We start from the raw sequence: 16,289 nt of genomic DNA, 5'->3' as shown, positions 1-16,289 counted from the left end.
CGAGTCGTGGTAGCGTCCCGCGCATGCAGCTTGCCGTCGTGGGAACAGGGTATGTCGGCCTCGTGGCCGGCGCGGGGTTCGCGGACTTCGGGAACGACGTCGCGTGCGTCGACGTGTCCGCCGCCAAGATCGAGATGCTGAAGCGCGGAGAGATGCCGATCTACGAGCCCGGCCTCGATGTGCTCATCGCCAAGAACACCCGCGACGGCAGGTTGCGGTTCTCCACCGACGTCGCGGGCGCGATCCGCGACGCCGAGATCGTCTTCATCGCCGTCGGCACGCCGCAGGCCGAGGACGGCTCCGCGGACCTGTCCGCCGTCGAGGCCGTCGGCGAGACGATCGGCAAGAACCTGAACAATTTCAAGGTGATCGCCACGAAGAGCACCGTCCCCGTCGGGACGGCGGACCGGCTCCGGCAGATCATCGGCGCGCACACCGCGCAGCCGTTCGCCGTCGCGTCGAACCCGGAGTTCCTCAAGGAGGGCGACGCGGTGAACGACTTCATGAAGCCCGACCGCGTGATCATCGGCTCGGACGACCCGAAGGCGCGCGAGATCCTGCGCCACCTCTACAACCCGTTCGTCCGGGCGAGCGACCGCATCCAGCTGATGGACGCCCGCTCCGCCGAGCTCACCAAGTACGCGGCGAACGCCCTGCTCGCGTCGCGCATCTCGTTCATGAACGACCTCGCGCTGCTCGCGGAGAAGGTCGGCGCCGACATCGAGCTCGTGCGCAAGGGCGTCGGGGCCGACCCGCGCATCGGCACGAAGTTCCTCTTCGCCGGCCCGGGCTTCGGCGGCTCGTGTTTCCCGAAGGACCTCTCGGCCATCCTCTACACCGCGGGCACCGTGGGGCACGACCTCGAGATCGTCCGCGCGACGGAGCGGGTGAACGCGCGGCAGAAGCGCGTGCTCGCGGCCAAGGTGCGCGCGCACTTCGACGGCGCGCTGAAGGGGAAGACGATCGCGGTCTGGGGGCTCGCGTTCAAGCCGCAGACCGACGACATCCGCGAGGCGCCCGCGCTCACGCTGATCGACGAGCTGCTCGAGGCGGGCGCCACGGTCCAGGCGCACGACCCGCAGGCGATGCCGAACGTGCGCGCCATCTACGGCAACCGGATCCTCCTGAGCGACGGCATGTACGGCGCGGCCGAGGGCGCGGACGCGCTCGTCGTCGTGACCGAGTGGCACGAGTACCGCCGCCCCGACTTCCACCGGCTGAAGCGCATCCTGAGCTCCCCGGCGCTCTTCGACGGGCGCAACGTCTGGGAGCCCGACGAGCTCCGCGGCATGGGCTTCCTCTACACCGGCATCGGCAGGAAGTAGCGGCGCGCCCCCCCGCGCAGCCGTCGCTCAGCTGTCGCTCGGGTCCGAGGGCATCGTGATCCGCCGGCTGCTCGGCGGCTCCTCGCCGAACAGCCGCGGCGACGGCGGCATCGCGAGCCGGCGGCTGCTGCTCGGCGGGTCCTCGCCGGTGTGCCGGTCCCAGCGCCGCTCGAGCATCTTCCGGTCCACGCCGATGAGCCGGGCCGCGGCCGCCTTGTTGCCGCCGCAGCTCTCGATCGCGTGGTGCAGCACCGCCCGCTCGATCACGCGGAGCTTCGACCCGAGCCGCTCCGGGAGCGCCAGCAGCGCGCGCGCCAGCCGGTCGATCTCCGCGGTCGCGTCGACCACCGGCCGCTCGCGGGCGAGCTCCTCGAGCGTCGGCACGTCGATGAGGTCCTCGTCCGCGAGCAGCGCCAGCCGCTCGACCACGTTCCGGAGCTCCCGCACGTTGCCCGGCCACGGCCGCCGGACGAGCCACGCGATCGCGTCGTCGGTGTAGCGGAGCTTGCGCGGGAGCTCCGCGGTGAAGGCGAGCAGGAGCTCGATGAGATCCGCGTCGCGCTCGGCGAGCGACGGCACGTGCACCGTCACCACGTTGAGCCGGTAGAAGAGGTCCTCCCGGAAGCGCCCCTCGCTGATGCGCTTCTCGAGGTCCACGTGGGTCGCGGCGAGGACCCGGGCGCGCAGCGGGATCTCCGACTCGGCGCCGAGCGGGCGGAAGCGGCGGTCCTCGAGCACGCGGAGGAGCTTCGCCTGGAGCTCGCCGGGCATCTCGGCGATCTCGTCGAGCAGGATGGTGCCCGCGCCCGCGAGCTCGAGCTGGCCGCGCATGCGCTTCTCCGCGCCCGTGAACGCGCCGCGCTCGTGGCCGAAGATGAGCGACTCGATCAGCGTCCCCGGCAGCGCCGAGCAGTTGACCGCCACGAACGGCTCGCCGCGGCGCGAGCTCATCTCGTGCAGCGCGCGCGCGACCATCTCCTTGCCGCTGCCGGTCTCGCCGCGGATGAGCACCGTCTTGCTCGACTCCGCCACCCGCTCGATGATCCGGCGCACGCGCTCCATCGCCGCGGACGAGCCGAGGATCGCCTTCGTGCCGAACGTGCGTTCGACCCGCTCGCGCAGCCGCACCACCTCGCCCTTGAGCAAGAGCCGCTCGCGCTGGCCCTCGATGATCGGCAGCAGCATCTCCGGGCAGAGCTCGTCCTTCAGCACGTAGTCCTGCGCGCCGAGCCGCATCGCCTCGCGGATCTCGGACAGCTCGCTGATCGAGGTGACCATGACCGCCGGCGTGCTGCGCCCGGAGGCCCGCACCCGCCGCAGGATCTCGAGGCCCCCGCGGTCGCGCGGGTCGTCCGAGAGGCGCACGTCGAGCAGCAGGAGATCGGGCGCGCCCCGCTCCACCGCCGAGAGCGCGTCGTCCAGGCCGGCCGCCTCCAGCACCTCGACCCCGTCGAGCGCCGCGAGGATCTGCCGCAGCGTGCGGCGACCGCTCCGCTGATCATCGACGACCAGGATCTTCACGCGACCTCGTTCTCTGCGCTCATGGCGACGTCGGCGGCCGGGACGGAGATGACGAACCACGTCCTGCCGTCCCGCCGCTCCGGGTTGATGGACCATCCGTGGGCCCGGACGATCCGGTGCGTGATCGCGAGCCCGAGCCCGGTCCCACGCGGCTTCGTAGTGTACCAGGGCGCGAAGATCCGCGCGGCGTCTCCCGCGACGCCCGGCCCCGAGTCCCAGACGACGAGCTCCGCGCCGCCCTCGGCCGACGCGGGCGGCTCCCAGATGACGCCGACCGCCCCCTTCTCGCCGGCCGCGTCGAGGCCGTTCGAGAGGAGGTTCACGAGCACCTGCGTCGCCTGGTCGGGGTCGCAGCTGAGCAGCGCCGCCCCGCTCACCCGCGCCTCGATCCGCCGCTTGCCGAGCTGATCGCGCAGGAGCATCTCCGCCCGGCTCACGAGCTCCTCGACCGCGAGGCGGCGGCGCTCGAGCCGCCGGTGCGTCACCCGGCGCAGCCCCATCACGAGGCGCTCGAGGCGCTCGACCTCCTCGCAGCCGATCTCGACCTCCTCGGCGTCGAGGCTCTGTCCGCTCGATCCCCGCTTGAACACCGAGCGGAAGAAGTTGATGGGGTAACGCACCTCGTGGGTGATCTCGGCCGCGAGCGTCTCGATGAGCGCCGCGCGCTCGTCGCGCCACGCGGCGGCCTGCTCGCGGCGGCGCCGCTCCAGCTCGGCGTAGCTGTGGGCGTGCGCCATGGCGAGCGCGGCCTGGTTGCCGATCGTGCGGAGCAGGTCGAGGTCCTCGCTCGTGAACAGGGCGCCGCCGCGCTTCCTGCCCACCTCGAGCACGCCGAGCAGCCGGCCGCGGAACATGACCGTCAGCGAGAGCTCGCTCGCGCTGGGGTCGGGGCCGCCGAGCCCGATCAGCCGCTCGCCGCTCGGCTCGGCGTCCCGGGGCTCCGCCTCGCCGGCGCCGTCGCCCGCGTCGACCGCGACGCGCCGGAAGACGACGCGCTCGCAGGGAAGCCAGCGCGCCACGGTGCGCTCGACCGCGTCCGCGACGTCCTCGGGGTCGGTGACGAGCGTGAGCTCCTCGCTGAGCTGCTCGATCGTGGGCTTGTACTCCGCGCGCGCCGGGAACAGCTTCCGGTCGCCCGCGCCGAGCGCGAACACCACGAGCCCCGCGCCGATCACCGCGGCGGGCGCGGCGACCTTGATCGCGCCGAGCAGCGGCAGGCCGGCGTACCCCGCGCAGGCGGAGCAGAGGATCACGGTGAGCGCGACCATCATGCCGCCGAGGATGACGCGCGTGTGCGGGCGCGAGAGCAGCGCGCGGCTCCCCCAGAGATCGTAGCGGATGAACGCGACGACGCTCGCGACCGGGGTGAAGGCGAGCGCCGGGACGGCGAACCACGCGAGCGTCGACGCCGAGGCGCCGAGCATGGCCAGGAGGAAGCCGAGGCCGAGCACGACCTTGGGCGGCGCCATCGCGAGGAGCATCGCGCCGAGCGCGCGGCGGCGGTCCCCCGACGCCGCGACGTAGCGCACGATCAGGGTGATCACGAAGAAGAAGAACGACACGACGAACAGGAGCGCGCAGATGTTCCGGAGCGCGACGGTGGTCCAGCCGATGGCGTGCGTCGCGAGCATGCCGGCGGCGAGCAGCCCGCCGAGCCCGCCGGCGATCCGGACGGCCGCGGGGCGCCGCGCGAGGAGCCCGACGTCGTCCGGCAGCCGCAGCGGCAGGATGAAGAAGCTCACGGGGACGAGCGCGTAGGCGACGTGGAAGAACGGAACGAGGTCGCGCGAGCTGTGGTAGTCGAACAGCGTGAACTGGAAGAGCCCGGCGAACAGGGCGGTGCTCGCGAAGGCGCGGGCGAGCTTGCCGCGCGGGCTGGCGATCAGGGCGATGAGCGCGGCGCCCACGTGGAGCGCGGCGACGACCATCAGGCCGCCGGCGTAGAACCACCAGGCGAGCGGGTCGAGCGGCACGAGGGCGAGCTCGACGTCGCGCAGCCCCTCCCGCGTCTCGACGCGGGCGACCACCGAGCGCTGCCCCTCGCGCGCGGCCTGCTCGACCGCGGCGTCCCACGCGCTCGCGCGGTAGCGCCCCACGGTGCTCTCGAGGCGCCAGCCGTTGACCTCGACGATGCGGTCCGGAAACCGGAGGCCCTTCTGGAACCCCTCCCAGGACGGCCGCCCGAGGCTCGACACCACGCCGTCCGGATCCACGAGGACGCCGGGAAACGGGCGTTCGTACCAGATCAAGGCGTTGCGCATCCCGAAGCCGCCCAGCACGAGCGCCGCGAGGACGACCGCCGCAAAGAGCCAACGCCGATTCTCGATAGCTGGCATCGCGAGCTACGGCAGCGCGAAAATTGCGCCCCGAGCCACTCACGATACGCTGGAACCCCGGGTGAACCAACGGGGCTCGCGCGCCGGCCGCGGCGACGACGCCGCGTTCTCCCGCGCGGCCGGCGCCTCGCCGCGGCGATGTTCCGCGAGGTTCATTACGTTTCCTCCCGGAGATGCGAGGGGGATCACGCCACCTGCGGCCCGACACGTCGCCCGGCGCGCACCGCCTGTTCACGCGCGGGGCTCGGCGCTGGTAGCGGCGGTCACGTCGGCGTCGGGTCCGCGTGGGCGCCCGTGTTCACGTCCGTCTGGGCGTCCGTGTTCACGTCCGTGTCGACGGTATTTGCAAACATCGTGTCGACCAGGTCTCCGAAGTGTGACTCGACGGCGTCCCTCGCCGCGGGGTCGGTCGCCGCTCGCACGAGCCGGTCGACGAGGGCGGTGAGCTCGTCGCGCACGCGCGGCGGGGGCGGCGGGGCCAGGCGGCTCGCGGCGAAGCCCCGGGCGAGGACCGACAGCTGCCGCAGCACCGTGCCTGGGCCGTGGGCGCGCCGGCGCCGCGCGTCGCCCGCGACGAGGCGGGCGTGGCGCGCGAGCGCGCAGGCGCCGTGGCAGAGGCTCGGATCGGCGAGCAGCGCCCGGACGGCCCAGCGCGCGAGGCGGCGCGAGTACAGGCCGCGGGCGCCGCGGAAGGCGCGCGCGGCGCCGTCCTCGCCGATCAGCACGAGCGCGAGCGCGATCGGATCGCCGGCCGCGAGGCAGGCCCGGCCCGCGTCGATGCGGCCGTAGCCGTGCTTCGCGTTGTGTCCGTCGCGGTCGCGCGCGTCCGGGAGGAGATCCCAGGGATCGGCGACCGGCGCGGCCCACGCGGGCGCCGCCGGCGGCACCGGGGTGAGCGTGCGCGTGACGAGGGCGTCGAGCTCGGGCAAGCGGAGCGCGGGGTTCCGCGAGAGCACGAGCAGCAGGGCGCCCGCGGCGAGGGCCGAGGCCCCGCTCGACTCGGCGTGGCAGAGCCGCTCGACCGCGGGATCGGCGCCGGGCGCCGGCGGGATCGGGCGGGCGAGATCGTCGCCGGGCGCGAGCCAGCGCACCGCCGGGCCGCGGTTCGCGAAGGGGCGGCTGCGCCCCCGGCGGTCCCGCCAGAGGAACCACCCGCCGTCGTGGCCGCTCGGGCCGACGCAGAACACCCGGGGGTCGCTCGCGGGCTCGCCGAACCCGAGGGAGAAGCTCGCGTGCAGCGACTCGGGGGGGCTCGAGGCCTCGCGGCCGGTCGGGAAGACGACGGGGCAGCCTCGCCCGCGGCGCCCGAGGCGGACGGCGAACTCGATCGCGTCGTCCAGCATGGGGGTGGTCGAGCCCTCGACATAGGCGGCGCAGACCACGACGTCGGCGCCGTCGCTGACCGCACGCACGAGGGCGACCGGCAGGGCGAGCACACACGAGCCCGGCTTCGGGATCAGGTAGAGCCGCGGCGAGGCGTCCGGCGCGACGCCGCGGAACCCGCCGGGGCGCCGGCCCCCGACGGCCCAGGCGACCATGAACGCGCCGTGCGCCTGGCTGCGCGGCGGGTGCTCGAGCATGACGAGCACCTCGCGGTCGAGGCCGAGATCGTCGGCCGCCCAGGCGTCGTCGTCGATGACCGCGAGGCGCGTCCCGGCGCCGCTCCCCGAGCGGCGGCGATCGACGCCGATCCCGCCGCCCTCGGCGCGCAGGAACCAGCGGCCGGGCGTCTCGGGCTCGTCCCCCTCCGACGGGGAGCGCGTCGTCCACGCGCTGTCGGGCCGGGCTGCGGCGGCCGCGGCGGCGTCGAACCGGGGGGCGACGGCGGCGCTCGGGCGCAGCGCGGAGGCGACGTACCGCACCGGGATCGCCGCGGCGGCGAGCGCCGCGGCGACCTCGGCGCGCCGCCCGGGGGCGGGCGAGCGAACGCGGAGCCAGAAGATCGGCGCCCGGTAGAGGACCGGCTCGACCGCCGTGTCGGGCCAGCGCGCCGCGAGCGCCGCGGCCACGGCGCCGGGCGCCACGGGGTCGGCCGCGGCGACGACCAGATCGAGGGGACCACCGTCGTCGTCGCCCGCGGCGGTGGGAACGGGGGCATACCCGAAGTCCCAGGGCTTTCGCCGCGGGCGCGGGGCCCCCCCGGCGGCCGCGGGCGGAGCTTCCCCCTTGGCGGCCGCGGGCGGAGCTTCCCCCTTGGCGGCCGCGGGCGGAGCTTCCCCCCCGGCGGCCGCGCGCTGAAGGGCTGCCCGGGTGGCCGCGCCGCGGCCACGGCTCACGCGAGCACGGCCTTGGCCCAGGCGTTGAGCCCGTGGGCGCGGTTGGCGAAGCCGGGGCTCTCGGCCTCGCACCGCGCGAGCTCCCGCGCCTGCGCCTCCCTCCCCTCGGCCCACGCGGCGACGCGGCGGGCGCCGAGCACGGCGGCCCGCCGCCGCGCGGCGCGGAAGCACAGGCGCTCGCCGTCGAGCATCGCCGCGAGGACGCCGGAGTCGAAGACCATGCGGCGGACGGGGATCAGGGGCGAGGGCGCGCTGGACGCCGGCGGCGGCTCGCTCTGCGCTCGCGGGGTCGCCTCGATGCCCCAGGGCGGCGTGGCGAACGGGCCGAACGCGCCGGTCGCGCGGTGGAGCGACCCGGAGGCGCGGTCCGGCGCGCGCTCCTCGGGCTCCCCCTGCCCGCGCGCGCGGAGCTCCGAGGCGAGGACGACGGCCCAGGCGCCGCCTCGCTGGTAGTCGTCCTGCCAGTCCATCACGTCATCGTGGAGCTGCAGCCCGAGCCACACCGACGAGAGCAGCCGCTCGAGCGCCGCGCGCTGCGCGGCCGTCCAGCCCGCGGCGTGGGCGAGGGCGATCGACGCCGGGAAGCCGACGCGCTGCTTCCGGAGGGAGAGCTCGTAGTAGCGGCTGAAGTCCGCGGGCTCGCCGCTCGCGAGCAGGCTGCGCTCGGCCTCGATGGCGCGCAGCGTCTCGTCGTCGGCGCTGGCGAAGTCGATGGCCGGGTCGTCGACGCCGGGCGCCACGCGGGCGAGGGCGGCGTCGCGGGCCCGCCGCGCGTGGGCGAGGATCGCCTCCAGCTGCCACGTCGGGCGGACCTGCGCGTCCTTGATGCGATCGGTGCCGAACGCCTCGATCACGGCGAGCAGGTGCGCGAGCAGCGCGTCCTGCACCGTGGCCCCCCGGACGTTCGGCATGGCCTCCGCGAGCAGCGCGGGCGCGGCCAGCGTGATCTCGTTGCTGAACACGGCGCTCCAGGGCACGTCCCGCGAGGGCGACAGGCCGAGCGTGTAGGCCAACCCCTGCGCCTCGGCGTGCAGCATCCCGGGGAGCGTCCGCCAGAACGCCTTGTAGAGCTCATCCACCCACTGGGCTTCATCCATGGGCGGGCACCTCCATCGGCCGGAGCGGGGCGCGCCGCGACGGCGCGCCTGGCGTCCGCCGCATGCGGGCGTGTGGGCGCGCCCCGGCGTGTGGGCGCGCCCCGGCGTGTGGGCGCGCCCCGGCGTGTGGGCGCGCCCCGGCGTGTGGGCGCGCCCCGGCGTGTGGCACCGGGGCGGAGCCGCGCCGGTGGGGCGCACGACGATGGCGGTGGGACCCCGCCTGACTCCTTCGTCGCAGCATCAATAGACGTTCGACTCCTTCCAGGGCGACAGGCACACGTTGAAGCGCTCCTCCACGACGATCGCCCGCCACTGGAGCACCTGGGCGGCGCTCAGCCCGTCGAAGAAGCCGCCGATCCAGGCGCGGATACGGCTGTTCAGCTGCGCGCGGACGCTCGCGGCGTCCTCCGGCTCCTCGTCGGCCTCCGGCGACACGATGTAGAGGGCGAGCAGCTGCTTGAACTCGTCGAAGTACTCCTGGTTACGGAGCAGCGAGACGTAGAGCGCGCGCAGCTGGGCGTGCGGATCGATCGAATGCGTGGTTTGCATGGCGTTCCCTCGCCGGTCCGCGCCGGCACCGGCGCGCCCCATTGCACGTCGCGGGCCGCCGCCAGCCAACGTCTAACCCATTGAAATTACTCGACCCCAGCGGGCGAACGGCGCCGAGCGGTACCCGAAACCGACCATCCCATGCCCGGATTCGACCGTTCCGTGCTTTCTGAGAGCGCCCTCACCGCGAGGGTGGACATCGCCGCGTCCAGTGCACCGGACTCGATACGAGCCGGAAACACGCCTTCCTCAGCGCAACGCGGTCAATTCAAGAGCAGCCGAATTCAACAGCTCGGCTGGATCACTTCCCGCCGCCGAAGCTCGGGCCGCCGACGCTTGGGACGAAAATCACGCCGCCGGAGCCGCCGCCGCTCCCGCAATCGCTGAAGAGGACGAGCGCGATGAGCACGAGGACGATGACGACGATGAGAAGGACGGCGCGCGAGCTCGTCCCCTCGCCGCCGAGGCCGGGCTTCGGCGGCGGCGCCAGGTGGAAGGCGGCGGCGAGCTCCTTGCCGGGCAGCGGCGCACAGAACGAGGTGCTGACCTCGGTCGGGGCCTGCTCGATGCTCAGCGTGCCGTCGGGCCCCTGGTACTCCGTGGCCTGGACGGACTCGCCGATCTCCACCTTCCAGTAGAACTCGCCGATCACGTACTCCACCTGGGCCTGGACGCTCTGCTTCCAGGTGTACGTCCGCCCCTGGTAGTGCGCGGTCGGTCCGCTCACGTGCACCTCGCCGGCCGAGAGCGGCGTGACCAGCTGCCAGGCGCCGTCCTCCTCCATGAGCCACAGGTAGCCGACGCGCGGCCCGCCATAGAGGAGGTACTCCCGCCAGCGGTAACGCTCGCCCTCGACCGTACAGCCACGGATGACGTAGCCGATGCAGAGGACGCGCATGCCGCGGAGCTGGCCCTCGGCGCCGAGCGGGAGGTACGGCTCCTCGGGCGGCCGGGGGGCCTTGCCGAGCGCGACGAGCGCGCCGTTCGCGAGGTCGCTCGCCGTGCCGCAGTAGCGGCAGACGATGCGCTCCGCGGTGCCGGGCGCGGCGAGCGGGAGGTTGCCGCCGCAGTTCGGGCACGCCACGGCCGTCACCTGCGCCGTGGGCGTCTCCACGGGCGCGCCGGTGTCGAGCTGCATCACCGCCGGGTCGATCTGCCGGCCCAGGTAGAGCTTCGGCGGGATGCTCCGGCCGTCGCCGTAGTCGAGCGTCCCGAACTCGCCCCTCGGCCCCGCGATGTCGGCGAACCCGGTCACCACGCCCGGCGCGGCGACGTAGGGCATCTCCCCTTCGGCCGAGATCACGCGCCGTCGGCCGACCTCGACGACGGTGAACACGCCGTGCCCCTCGAGGTGGACGCGGCCGCCGGGCTGGAGGGAGGTCCACGGCGGGAGCCCGTTCAGCGGGAGCGGCGCCTCGCTGGTCGCGTACCAGCGCCCCTGGGCGTACGCGACCCACGTCCAGCGGCCGCTGGCCGGGAACGCGATGAAGATCTCCTGCCAGGGCGCGCCCGGCGCGCCGGCGCGGTCGAGCTGCACGCGGCCGTCGACCACGAACGGCTCGTTGCCCCAGCGGCCGGTGACCCCGAGCTGGAGCGGCGTGGGGATCTCGACCAGATCGGCGACGCGGCCGACGGCGCGGAGGTCCCGGTCGGTGCGGGCCACCACGAACTTGCAGTGCTTGCACACCTGGGCCATCGCGCCCGCGAAGCGGAACGTGATCGGCGCGCCGCACGAGGGGCACGCGGCTGCGCGGTCGAAGGGCGTGCTCACGCGAGCAACATACTAGAAGCTCCGCGCCCGCACAGCGAGGCTGTTGTCCCGCGCGAGCAGTGCTAGGACCGCGCCGATGCCGGCCACCGAGGTGAGCTCCACCGGCGCCGAGGGCGCCACCGCCGAGGGCGCGCCGGCGGCGCAGCCGATGCCGCGGCTCGTGCACCCGGCGCTGCTCGCGAGCGTGTTCGTCATCGCCACGTCGGGGCTCGTTTACGAGCTCATCACCGGCACGCTCGCGAGCTACGTCCTCGGCGACTCGGTGACGCAGTTCAGCTTCGTCATCGGCCTCTACCTCTTCGCGATGGGGATCGGCTCGTACCTCTCGCAGTACGTCGAGGCCCGCCTGCTCGAGCGCTTCGTCGAGATCGAGCTCGGCCTCGCGCTCGTCGGCGGGCTCTCCGCGCCGATGCTGTTCCGGGCCTACACCGCGCTCGGCGCGTTCCGCGCGCTCCTCTACGGGCTCGTGCTGCTCATCGGCGTGCTCGTCGGGCTCGAGATCCCGCTGCTCATCCGGCTGCTCAACTTCTCGCTCGACCTGAAGCGGCTCGTCGCGCGGGTGCTCACCCTCGACTACATCGGCGCGCTCGCCGCCAGCCTGCTCTTCCCCTCGCTCCTCTTGCCGCGCCTCGGCATCCACCGGACGAGCCTCTTCTTCGGCCTGCTGAACGCGGCGGTCGCGCTGACGAGCACGTTCCTCTTCCCGCTCGAGCGCGCGGTCGTCGCCCGGCTGCGGGCGCTCTGCATCGTCGTCATCGCGGGGCTCGGGGTCGCGTTCGCGCTGGTCTCGCGGTTCATCGAGCGCTCGGAGGCGCTCTACTTCGGGGCGCCGATCGTCTACGCGGCGCAGTCGCCCTACCAGCGGCTCGTCATCACGAAGAGCCCGCGCACGACGCGCCTCTTCCTCAACGGCAACCTCCAGTTCTCGTCGGACGACGAGCACCGCTACCACGAGGTGCTCGTGCACCCGGCCGTCGCCGCGCTCGGGCGCGATCCTCGGCGCGCGCTGATCCTGGGCGGCGGCGACGGGCTCGCCGCGCGCGAGCTGCTCCGCTACCCGTCCGTCGAGCAGATCCTGCTCGTCGACCTCGACGCCGCGGTCACCACCGCCTTCCGCGACCTGCCGCTCGCCGCCGATCTGAACCGCGGCTCGCTGCGCGATCCGCGCGTCGCCGTCCGCAACGAGGACGCGTTCAAGTACCTCGAGGAGTCGATCGAGTCGTTCGACCTCGCGATCGTCGACTTCCCCGATCCGGGCAACTACGCCGTCGGCAAGCTGTACACGGACGCGTTCTACCACCTGCTCCGGCAGCGCCTGTCCGTGCGCGGGGTCGCCGTGATCCAGGCGACGTCGCCGCAGTACGCGCGCGAGTCGTTCTGGTGCGTCGTGACCACGCTCGAGGCGGCCGGCTTCACGACCGCGCCGCTGCACGTCTACGTGCCGAGCTTCGGCGAGTGGGGCTTCATCCTCGCCGGCGGCGAGGGGCTCACCGCGCCCGGCGCGCTCCGGATCGATCCGGCGGGGCTGCGCTTCCTCGACGCGAGCGGCGTGCCGGAGCTGTTCCGGTTCCCGCGCGACATCGGCCGCGTCGAGGCGCCGGTCAACCGGCTGAACGACCAGAAGCTCGTCGCCGTGTACACGCGCGAGTGGGCGGAGTGGTCGCGGTAGCCCCGTGGACCGGCGCGGCTTCCTGAGCTCCGTCGCGGCGGGCTGGCTCGTGCACGCGGCCGCGCCCGCTCGGCCGCCGCTCGGCGGCAGGATCGTCGGCGCGGCGCACGGCGCGGGGCACCTGCTCCGCGGCGCGGCTCCGCCGGGCGCCGCGAGCGGTCCGGTCGAGCGCGCGGACGTCGTCATCGTCGGGGGCGGGGTGAGCGGGCTGTCGGCCGCGTGGCGGCTCGCCGGCGCCGGGCTCGACCTGCGCGTGCTCGAGCTCGAGCCGCGGCCCGGCGGCACGAGCGCGTGGGGCGACGACGGGGTCGTGCCGTACCCGTGGGGCGCGCACTACCTCGCCGCGCCGAACGTGGAGGCGCGCGCGACGCTGCGGCTGCTCGAGCAGATGGGCGTCGTGACCGGCTGGGACGCGGCCGGGCGCCCCAGGTTCGATCCGCGGAGGCTCTGCCACGCGCCGGGCGAGCGCCTGTTCTACAAGGGCGCGTGGCACGCCGGCCTCGCGCCGATCGACGCGCTCTCGCCCGAGGAGCAGGGCGAGCTCGACAGGTTCCACGCGCTCGAGGCCGAGCTCACGGAGCGCACCGGCAACGACGGCCGCGCGGCGTTCCAGATCCCGCTCGAGCGCTCGTCGCGCGACCCCGCGCTGCTCGAGCTCGACCGGATGAGCATGGCGGCGTGGCTCGACCGCGAGGGGTACCACACGCCGTTCCTGCGCTGGTACGTGCGCTACGCGATGCTCGACGACTTCGGCGGCGCGCCCGAGGAGATCTCGGCGTGGGCGGGGCTGCACTACTTCGCGGGGCGCAAGGCGCGCGCGCCGGAGCTCGCGGGCAGCCACTACCTCGTCTGGCCGGAGGGCAACGGCCGGCTCGCGCGCGAGCTGCTCGAGCGCGCGGCGCCGCGCGTGTCACTGGGGGCGCTCGTCACGTCGGTGCGCCCGCTGCGGGGCGGGCGCGTGGAGGTCGGCTACCTCGACGTGGCGCGCGGCGAGGCGCGCCGCGTCGAGGCGCGCGCCGCGATCCTCGCGGCGCCGGCGTTCGTGGCGCGCCGGATCTTCGCGGCCGGCGCGGCGCGCGCGCTGCCCGAGCGGGCCGCGTCGGCGTGGCTCGTGGCGAACCTGCACGTCGAGCGGCCGGTGGATCCCGATCACGCGTGGGACTCGGTCCTCTACGAGGCGGAGGGGCTCGGCTACGTCGACGCGCGCCACCAGCTCACCGATCTCGCCGCGGGGACCGCGCAGCGCTCGAGCCTCTCGACGCCGATGCAGCGCACCGTGCTGACCTACTACCGCGCGTTCGGCGGGCCCGACGTCGCGGCCGCGCGCGCGGCGCTGCTCGGCGCGCCGTGGGAGGCGCTCGCCGACGGCGTGCTGCGCGATCTCGCGCCGGCGCACCCGCACCTGCGCGACGACGTCGCGCGGATGGACGTCATGATCTGGGGGCACGCGATGCCGCGCCCGCGCCCGGGCTTCCTCGGCCCGCGGCCGTTCGAGCCGCTGTGCCTGCTCGACGAGCGCGTCGCCTGGGCGCACGTGGATCAGCCGGGGATGGCGCTGTTCGAGGAGGCGCAGGCGTGCGGCGTCCGCGCCGCGGAGGCGGTCGCGGGCGCGCTCGGGATCGCGATCGGCGAGAGCTGGCTCTGAGCTCGCGCGCCCGTCGCGGCGGAGCGCGGCGGGGAAATCCACGTCCCCTCCCATCTTTCAAGAGCAAAGTGCGCGCCGGGGTCGGGCGCCTCCGGGAGGGTCTGTCGCCCCGCCGCCGGCCGGTTCTTGGCCGCGGAGGGCGGCCTCGCCGGGAGATTCGGCCCAGGATTTCCGCTTTGCCCTCGCCTTGAACTTGCGCTGCCCCCCTGCTCCGCGTCTACTCTCTGCCCATGTTGCGGACCCGGTTTGCCGGGATGACGGATACCGGGCTGCTCCGGGACCACAATGAGGACAACCTCCTCGTCAGCGAGGAGTACCGTGTCGTGGCCGTGGCGGATGGCATGGGCGGACACCGCTCGGGCGACGTCGCGAGCCAGCTTGCCGTGTCGACGCTCTCGGACTTCCTGTCCGTGACGGTGGGGAGGGACGCGACCTGGCCGTTCCCTGCCGATCCGAACCTCACCGAGGAGGAGAACTACGTCGTCACCGGCCTCCGGCTCGCGAACCGGCGCATCTTCGATCGCTCGCTGAAGACGCTCGCCGACTTCGGGATGGGCACGACGATCGTGGCGGCGATGTTCTCCAAGGACGCCGAGCACGTCACGGTCGGCCACGTCGGGGACAGCCGCTGCTACCGGCTGCGCGACAGCCAGATCACGCAGCTCACGCGCGATCACTCGCTCGTCAGCGACGCGGCGCACATGGCGCCGTGGATGACCGAGGAGGAGGTCCGGCAGCTGCCCGCGAACGTCATCACGCGCGCGCTCGGCATCCGCGAGGACGTGCTCGTCGATCTGGTGACGGACGAGACGCGCCACGGCGACGTGTACCTCCTGTGCTCGGACGGGCTGTCCGGGCTCGTGAGCGACGATCAGATCCTCGAGCTCGTGATGTCGAGCGGCTCGCTGGACGCGGCGTGCAAGGCGCTCATCGATCGGGCGAACTACTTCGGCGGCACGGACAACATCACGGTCGTCCTGGCGCGCGTCGAGGAGGTCCCCGACGGCAAGCGCAACTTCCCCGACGAGCCGACGCAAGAGAGCCGGTAGGGCGCTCCGGCCGGGCGCCTGCTCGCGGGCGCGGCGCGCGCCCTCGCGGGCGCGGCGGACGTCGCGCAGCCGCGGCGAAGGTCGGCGACACCGGCGAGCGGGCGCCCTCGCGGCCCGTCGCACGTCGCCGCGAAGCCGGGACGAGGGTCGGCGACGCCGGCGAGCGGGCTCGCTCGGTGGCGACCGGCGCCGGCGACGTGATCCCGAGCGCGCGCGGCGCGGCCACAGCACGCGACGCGGCTACACGCGCGCGGCGCGGCTACAGCGCGCGCGGCGCGGCTACAGGACGAAGTGGTCGAGCAGCTGGAGGACCTCGAGGTTCAGGCCCTGCAGCGCGGCGCACTCGCGCTCCACCTCGGCCTGGAACACCGGCTTGATGTGGTAGAGCATCGTCGGGAGGTCCTTCGGCGCGCGGTACTTCCTGAGCTCGGTGGCGAGCGTCTGCGGCGTGTGGTGGCCGCTCACCGTGGCGAGCCGCTGCTCGCGATCGGGGAAGCTGACCTCCATGAGCAACGCGCGGAGGTCCTGCTGCTGGTTCAGCACCTCCCAGAGACGCTCGGTCGGGCCGGTGTCGCCGCTGTACGCGATCGAGCCGCCGCTGCCCTCGATCACGAACGCCGACGCGTCGATGGTGTGGGACACGTGCACCGCGCGCACGACGCGCCCGGCGACCGGCGTGGGGCGCTCCGGCTTGAGCTCGAGGTACTGGATGGTCGGGCGCGCCGGGGTCGGGATCACCGCGAAATCGGGCCAGAGCACGCCGTTGAAGAAGTGCTTCTTCAGCGTGCGCAGCGTCTCGCGCGTGCCCGCGACCACGAGCGGCGGGCACTCGAGCTGGCAGCGGTTGTCCGCGAGCGTGGCCAGATCGCGGATGTGATCGAGGTGCGCATGGCTCACGAGGCACGCCTCGATCCGCATCTGCTCCTTCACCTCGAGCCCGCTCGTCAGCGACCCCGCGTCGATGGCGAGGACGTCGTCCACGAGGAACGCGCACGTCCGATGCTTGGGGGTCTCCCCCCCGTGGCAGCCAACCACCCGGAGTTCCACCGGC

Annotated in this window: 11 protein-coding genes; 4 read left to right on the top strand and 7 right to left on the bottom strand. The window is 74.1% G+C overall.

The window, feature by feature from the left end; translation table 11 throughout:
- The first annotated feature begins 23 nt into the window (after positions 1-23).
- Positions 24-1,325, top strand: coding sequence for a UDP-glucose dehydrogenase family protein (locus WMF43_RS15505; protein ID WP_437681075.1), 1,302 nt, complete (start codon positions 24-26; stop codon positions 1,323-1,325).
- A 27-nt stretch (positions 1,326-1,352) separates the two neighbouring features.
- Here the strand turns inward: WMF43_RS15505 and WMF43_RS15500 are convergent, their stop codons facing one another.
- From WMF43_RS15500 to WMF43_RS15475, 6 genes are all read right to left on the bottom strand, one after another.
- On the bottom strand, positions 1,353-2,846 hold the full coding sequence (locus WMF43_RS15500) for a sigma-54-dependent transcriptional regulator (RefSeq protein WP_437681073.1): 1,494 nt from the start codon (positions 2,844-2,846) through the stop codon (positions 1,353-1,355).
- A complete protein-coding gene (locus tag WMF43_RS15495) occupies positions 2,843-5,182 on the bottom strand; it encodes an ATP-binding protein (protein ID WP_437681072.1) in 2,340 nt (779 codons plus the stop codon). The genes WMF43_RS15500 and WMF43_RS15495 overlap by 4 nt, the downstream gene beginning before the upstream one ends.
- Positions 5,183-5,445: 263 nt before the next feature.
- Positions 5,446-7,458, bottom strand: a complete 2,013-nt coding sequence (locus WMF43_RS15490; RefSeq protein WP_437681070.1) for a hypothetical protein — start codon at positions 7,456-7,458, stop codon at positions 5,446-5,448.
- Positions 7,455-8,555, bottom strand: a complete 1,101-nt coding sequence (locus tag WMF43_RS15485; protein ID WP_437681068.1) for a hypothetical protein — start codon at positions 8,553-8,555, stop codon at positions 7,455-7,457. Before WMF43_RS15485 ends, WMF43_RS15490 begins: the two co-directional genes overlap by 4 nt.
- A gap of 240 nt (positions 8,556-8,795) precedes the next feature.
- Complete coding sequence (locus tag WMF43_RS15480; protein WP_437681067.1) at positions 8,796-9,104, bottom strand: hypothetical protein; 309 nt, start codon at positions 9,102-9,104, stop codon at positions 8,796-8,798.
- 301 nt (positions 9,105-9,405) lie between these two features.
- The gene (locus WMF43_RS15475) at positions 9,406-10,875 is read right to left on the bottom strand and encodes a DUF4178 domain-containing protein (protein ID WP_437681065.1); all 1,470 of its coding nucleotides are present in this window, start codon (positions 10,873-10,875) and stop codon (positions 9,406-9,408) included.
- Positions 10,876-10,951: 76 nt separating this feature from the next.
- Between WMF43_RS15475 and WMF43_RS15470 the strand changes: the two genes are divergently transcribed.
- The 3 genes from WMF43_RS15470 to WMF43_RS15460 all read left to right on the top strand — a co-directional run bounded on the left by WMF43_RS15470 (position 10,952) and on the right by WMF43_RS15460 (position 15,238).
- The gene (locus WMF43_RS15470; RefSeq protein WP_437681063.1) at positions 10,952-12,544 is read left to right on the top strand and encodes a polyamine aminopropyltransferase; all 1,593 of its coding nucleotides are present in this window, start codon (positions 10,952-10,954) and stop codon (positions 12,542-12,544) included.
- Between the two features lie 4 nt (positions 12,545-12,548).
- Positions 12,549-14,189 carry an FAD-dependent oxidoreductase gene (locus tag WMF43_RS15465; protein WP_437681061.1) on the top strand — a complete coding sequence of 547 codons (1,641 nt, stop codon included), beginning with the start codon at positions 12,549-12,551 and terminating at the stop codon, positions 14,187-14,189.
- Between the two features lie 230 nt (positions 14,190-14,419).
- A complete protein-coding gene (locus WMF43_RS15460; RefSeq protein WP_437681059.1) occupies positions 14,420-15,238 on the top strand; it encodes a PP2C family protein-serine/threonine phosphatase in 819 nt (272 codons plus the stop codon).
- Positions 15,239-15,517: 279 nt separating this feature from the next.
- On the opposite strand, the gene WMF43_RS15455 is transcribed toward WMF43_RS15460, so the two are convergent.
- On the bottom strand, positions 15,518-16,273 hold the full coding sequence (locus WMF43_RS15455; protein WP_437681057.1) for an MBL fold metallo-hydrolase: 756 nt from the start codon (positions 16,271-16,273) through the stop codon (positions 15,518-15,520).
- Positions 16,274-16,289 lie beyond the last annotated feature (16 nt).

This window comes from Sorangium sp. So ce131 (assembly GCF_051519095.1).
GTDB lineage: Bacteria > Myxococcota_A > Polyangia > Polyangiales > Polyangiaceae > Sorangium.
Note: the sequence above shows the minus strand (reverse complement) of the source record. Positions and strands in the feature narration are given on the sequence as shown.

Coding starts and splice junctions, on each gene's coding strand:
- WMF43_RS15485 (WP_437681068.1), bottom strand. CDS start 8,555: ATGGATGAAGCCCAGTGGGTGGATGAGCTCTACAAGGCGTTCTGGCGG.
- WMF43_RS15460 (WP_437681059.1), top strand. CDS start 14,420: ATGTTGCGGACCCGGTTTGCCGGGATGACGGATACCGGGCTGCTCCGG.
- WMF43_RS15505 (WP_437681075.1), top strand. CDS start 24: ATGCAGCTTGCCGTCGTGGGAACAGGGTATGTCGGCCTCGTGGCCGGC.
- WMF43_RS15480 (WP_437681067.1), bottom strand. CDS start 9,104: ATGCAAACCACGCATTCGATCGATCCGCACGCCCAGCTGCGCGCGCTC.
- WMF43_RS15495 (WP_437681072.1), bottom strand. CDS start 5,182: ATGCCAGCTATCGAGAATCGGCGTTGGCTCTTTGCGGCGGTCGTCCTC.
- WMF43_RS15470 (WP_437681063.1), top strand. CDS start 10,952: ATGCCGGCCACCGAGGTGAGCTCCACCGGCGCCGAGGGCGCCACCGCC.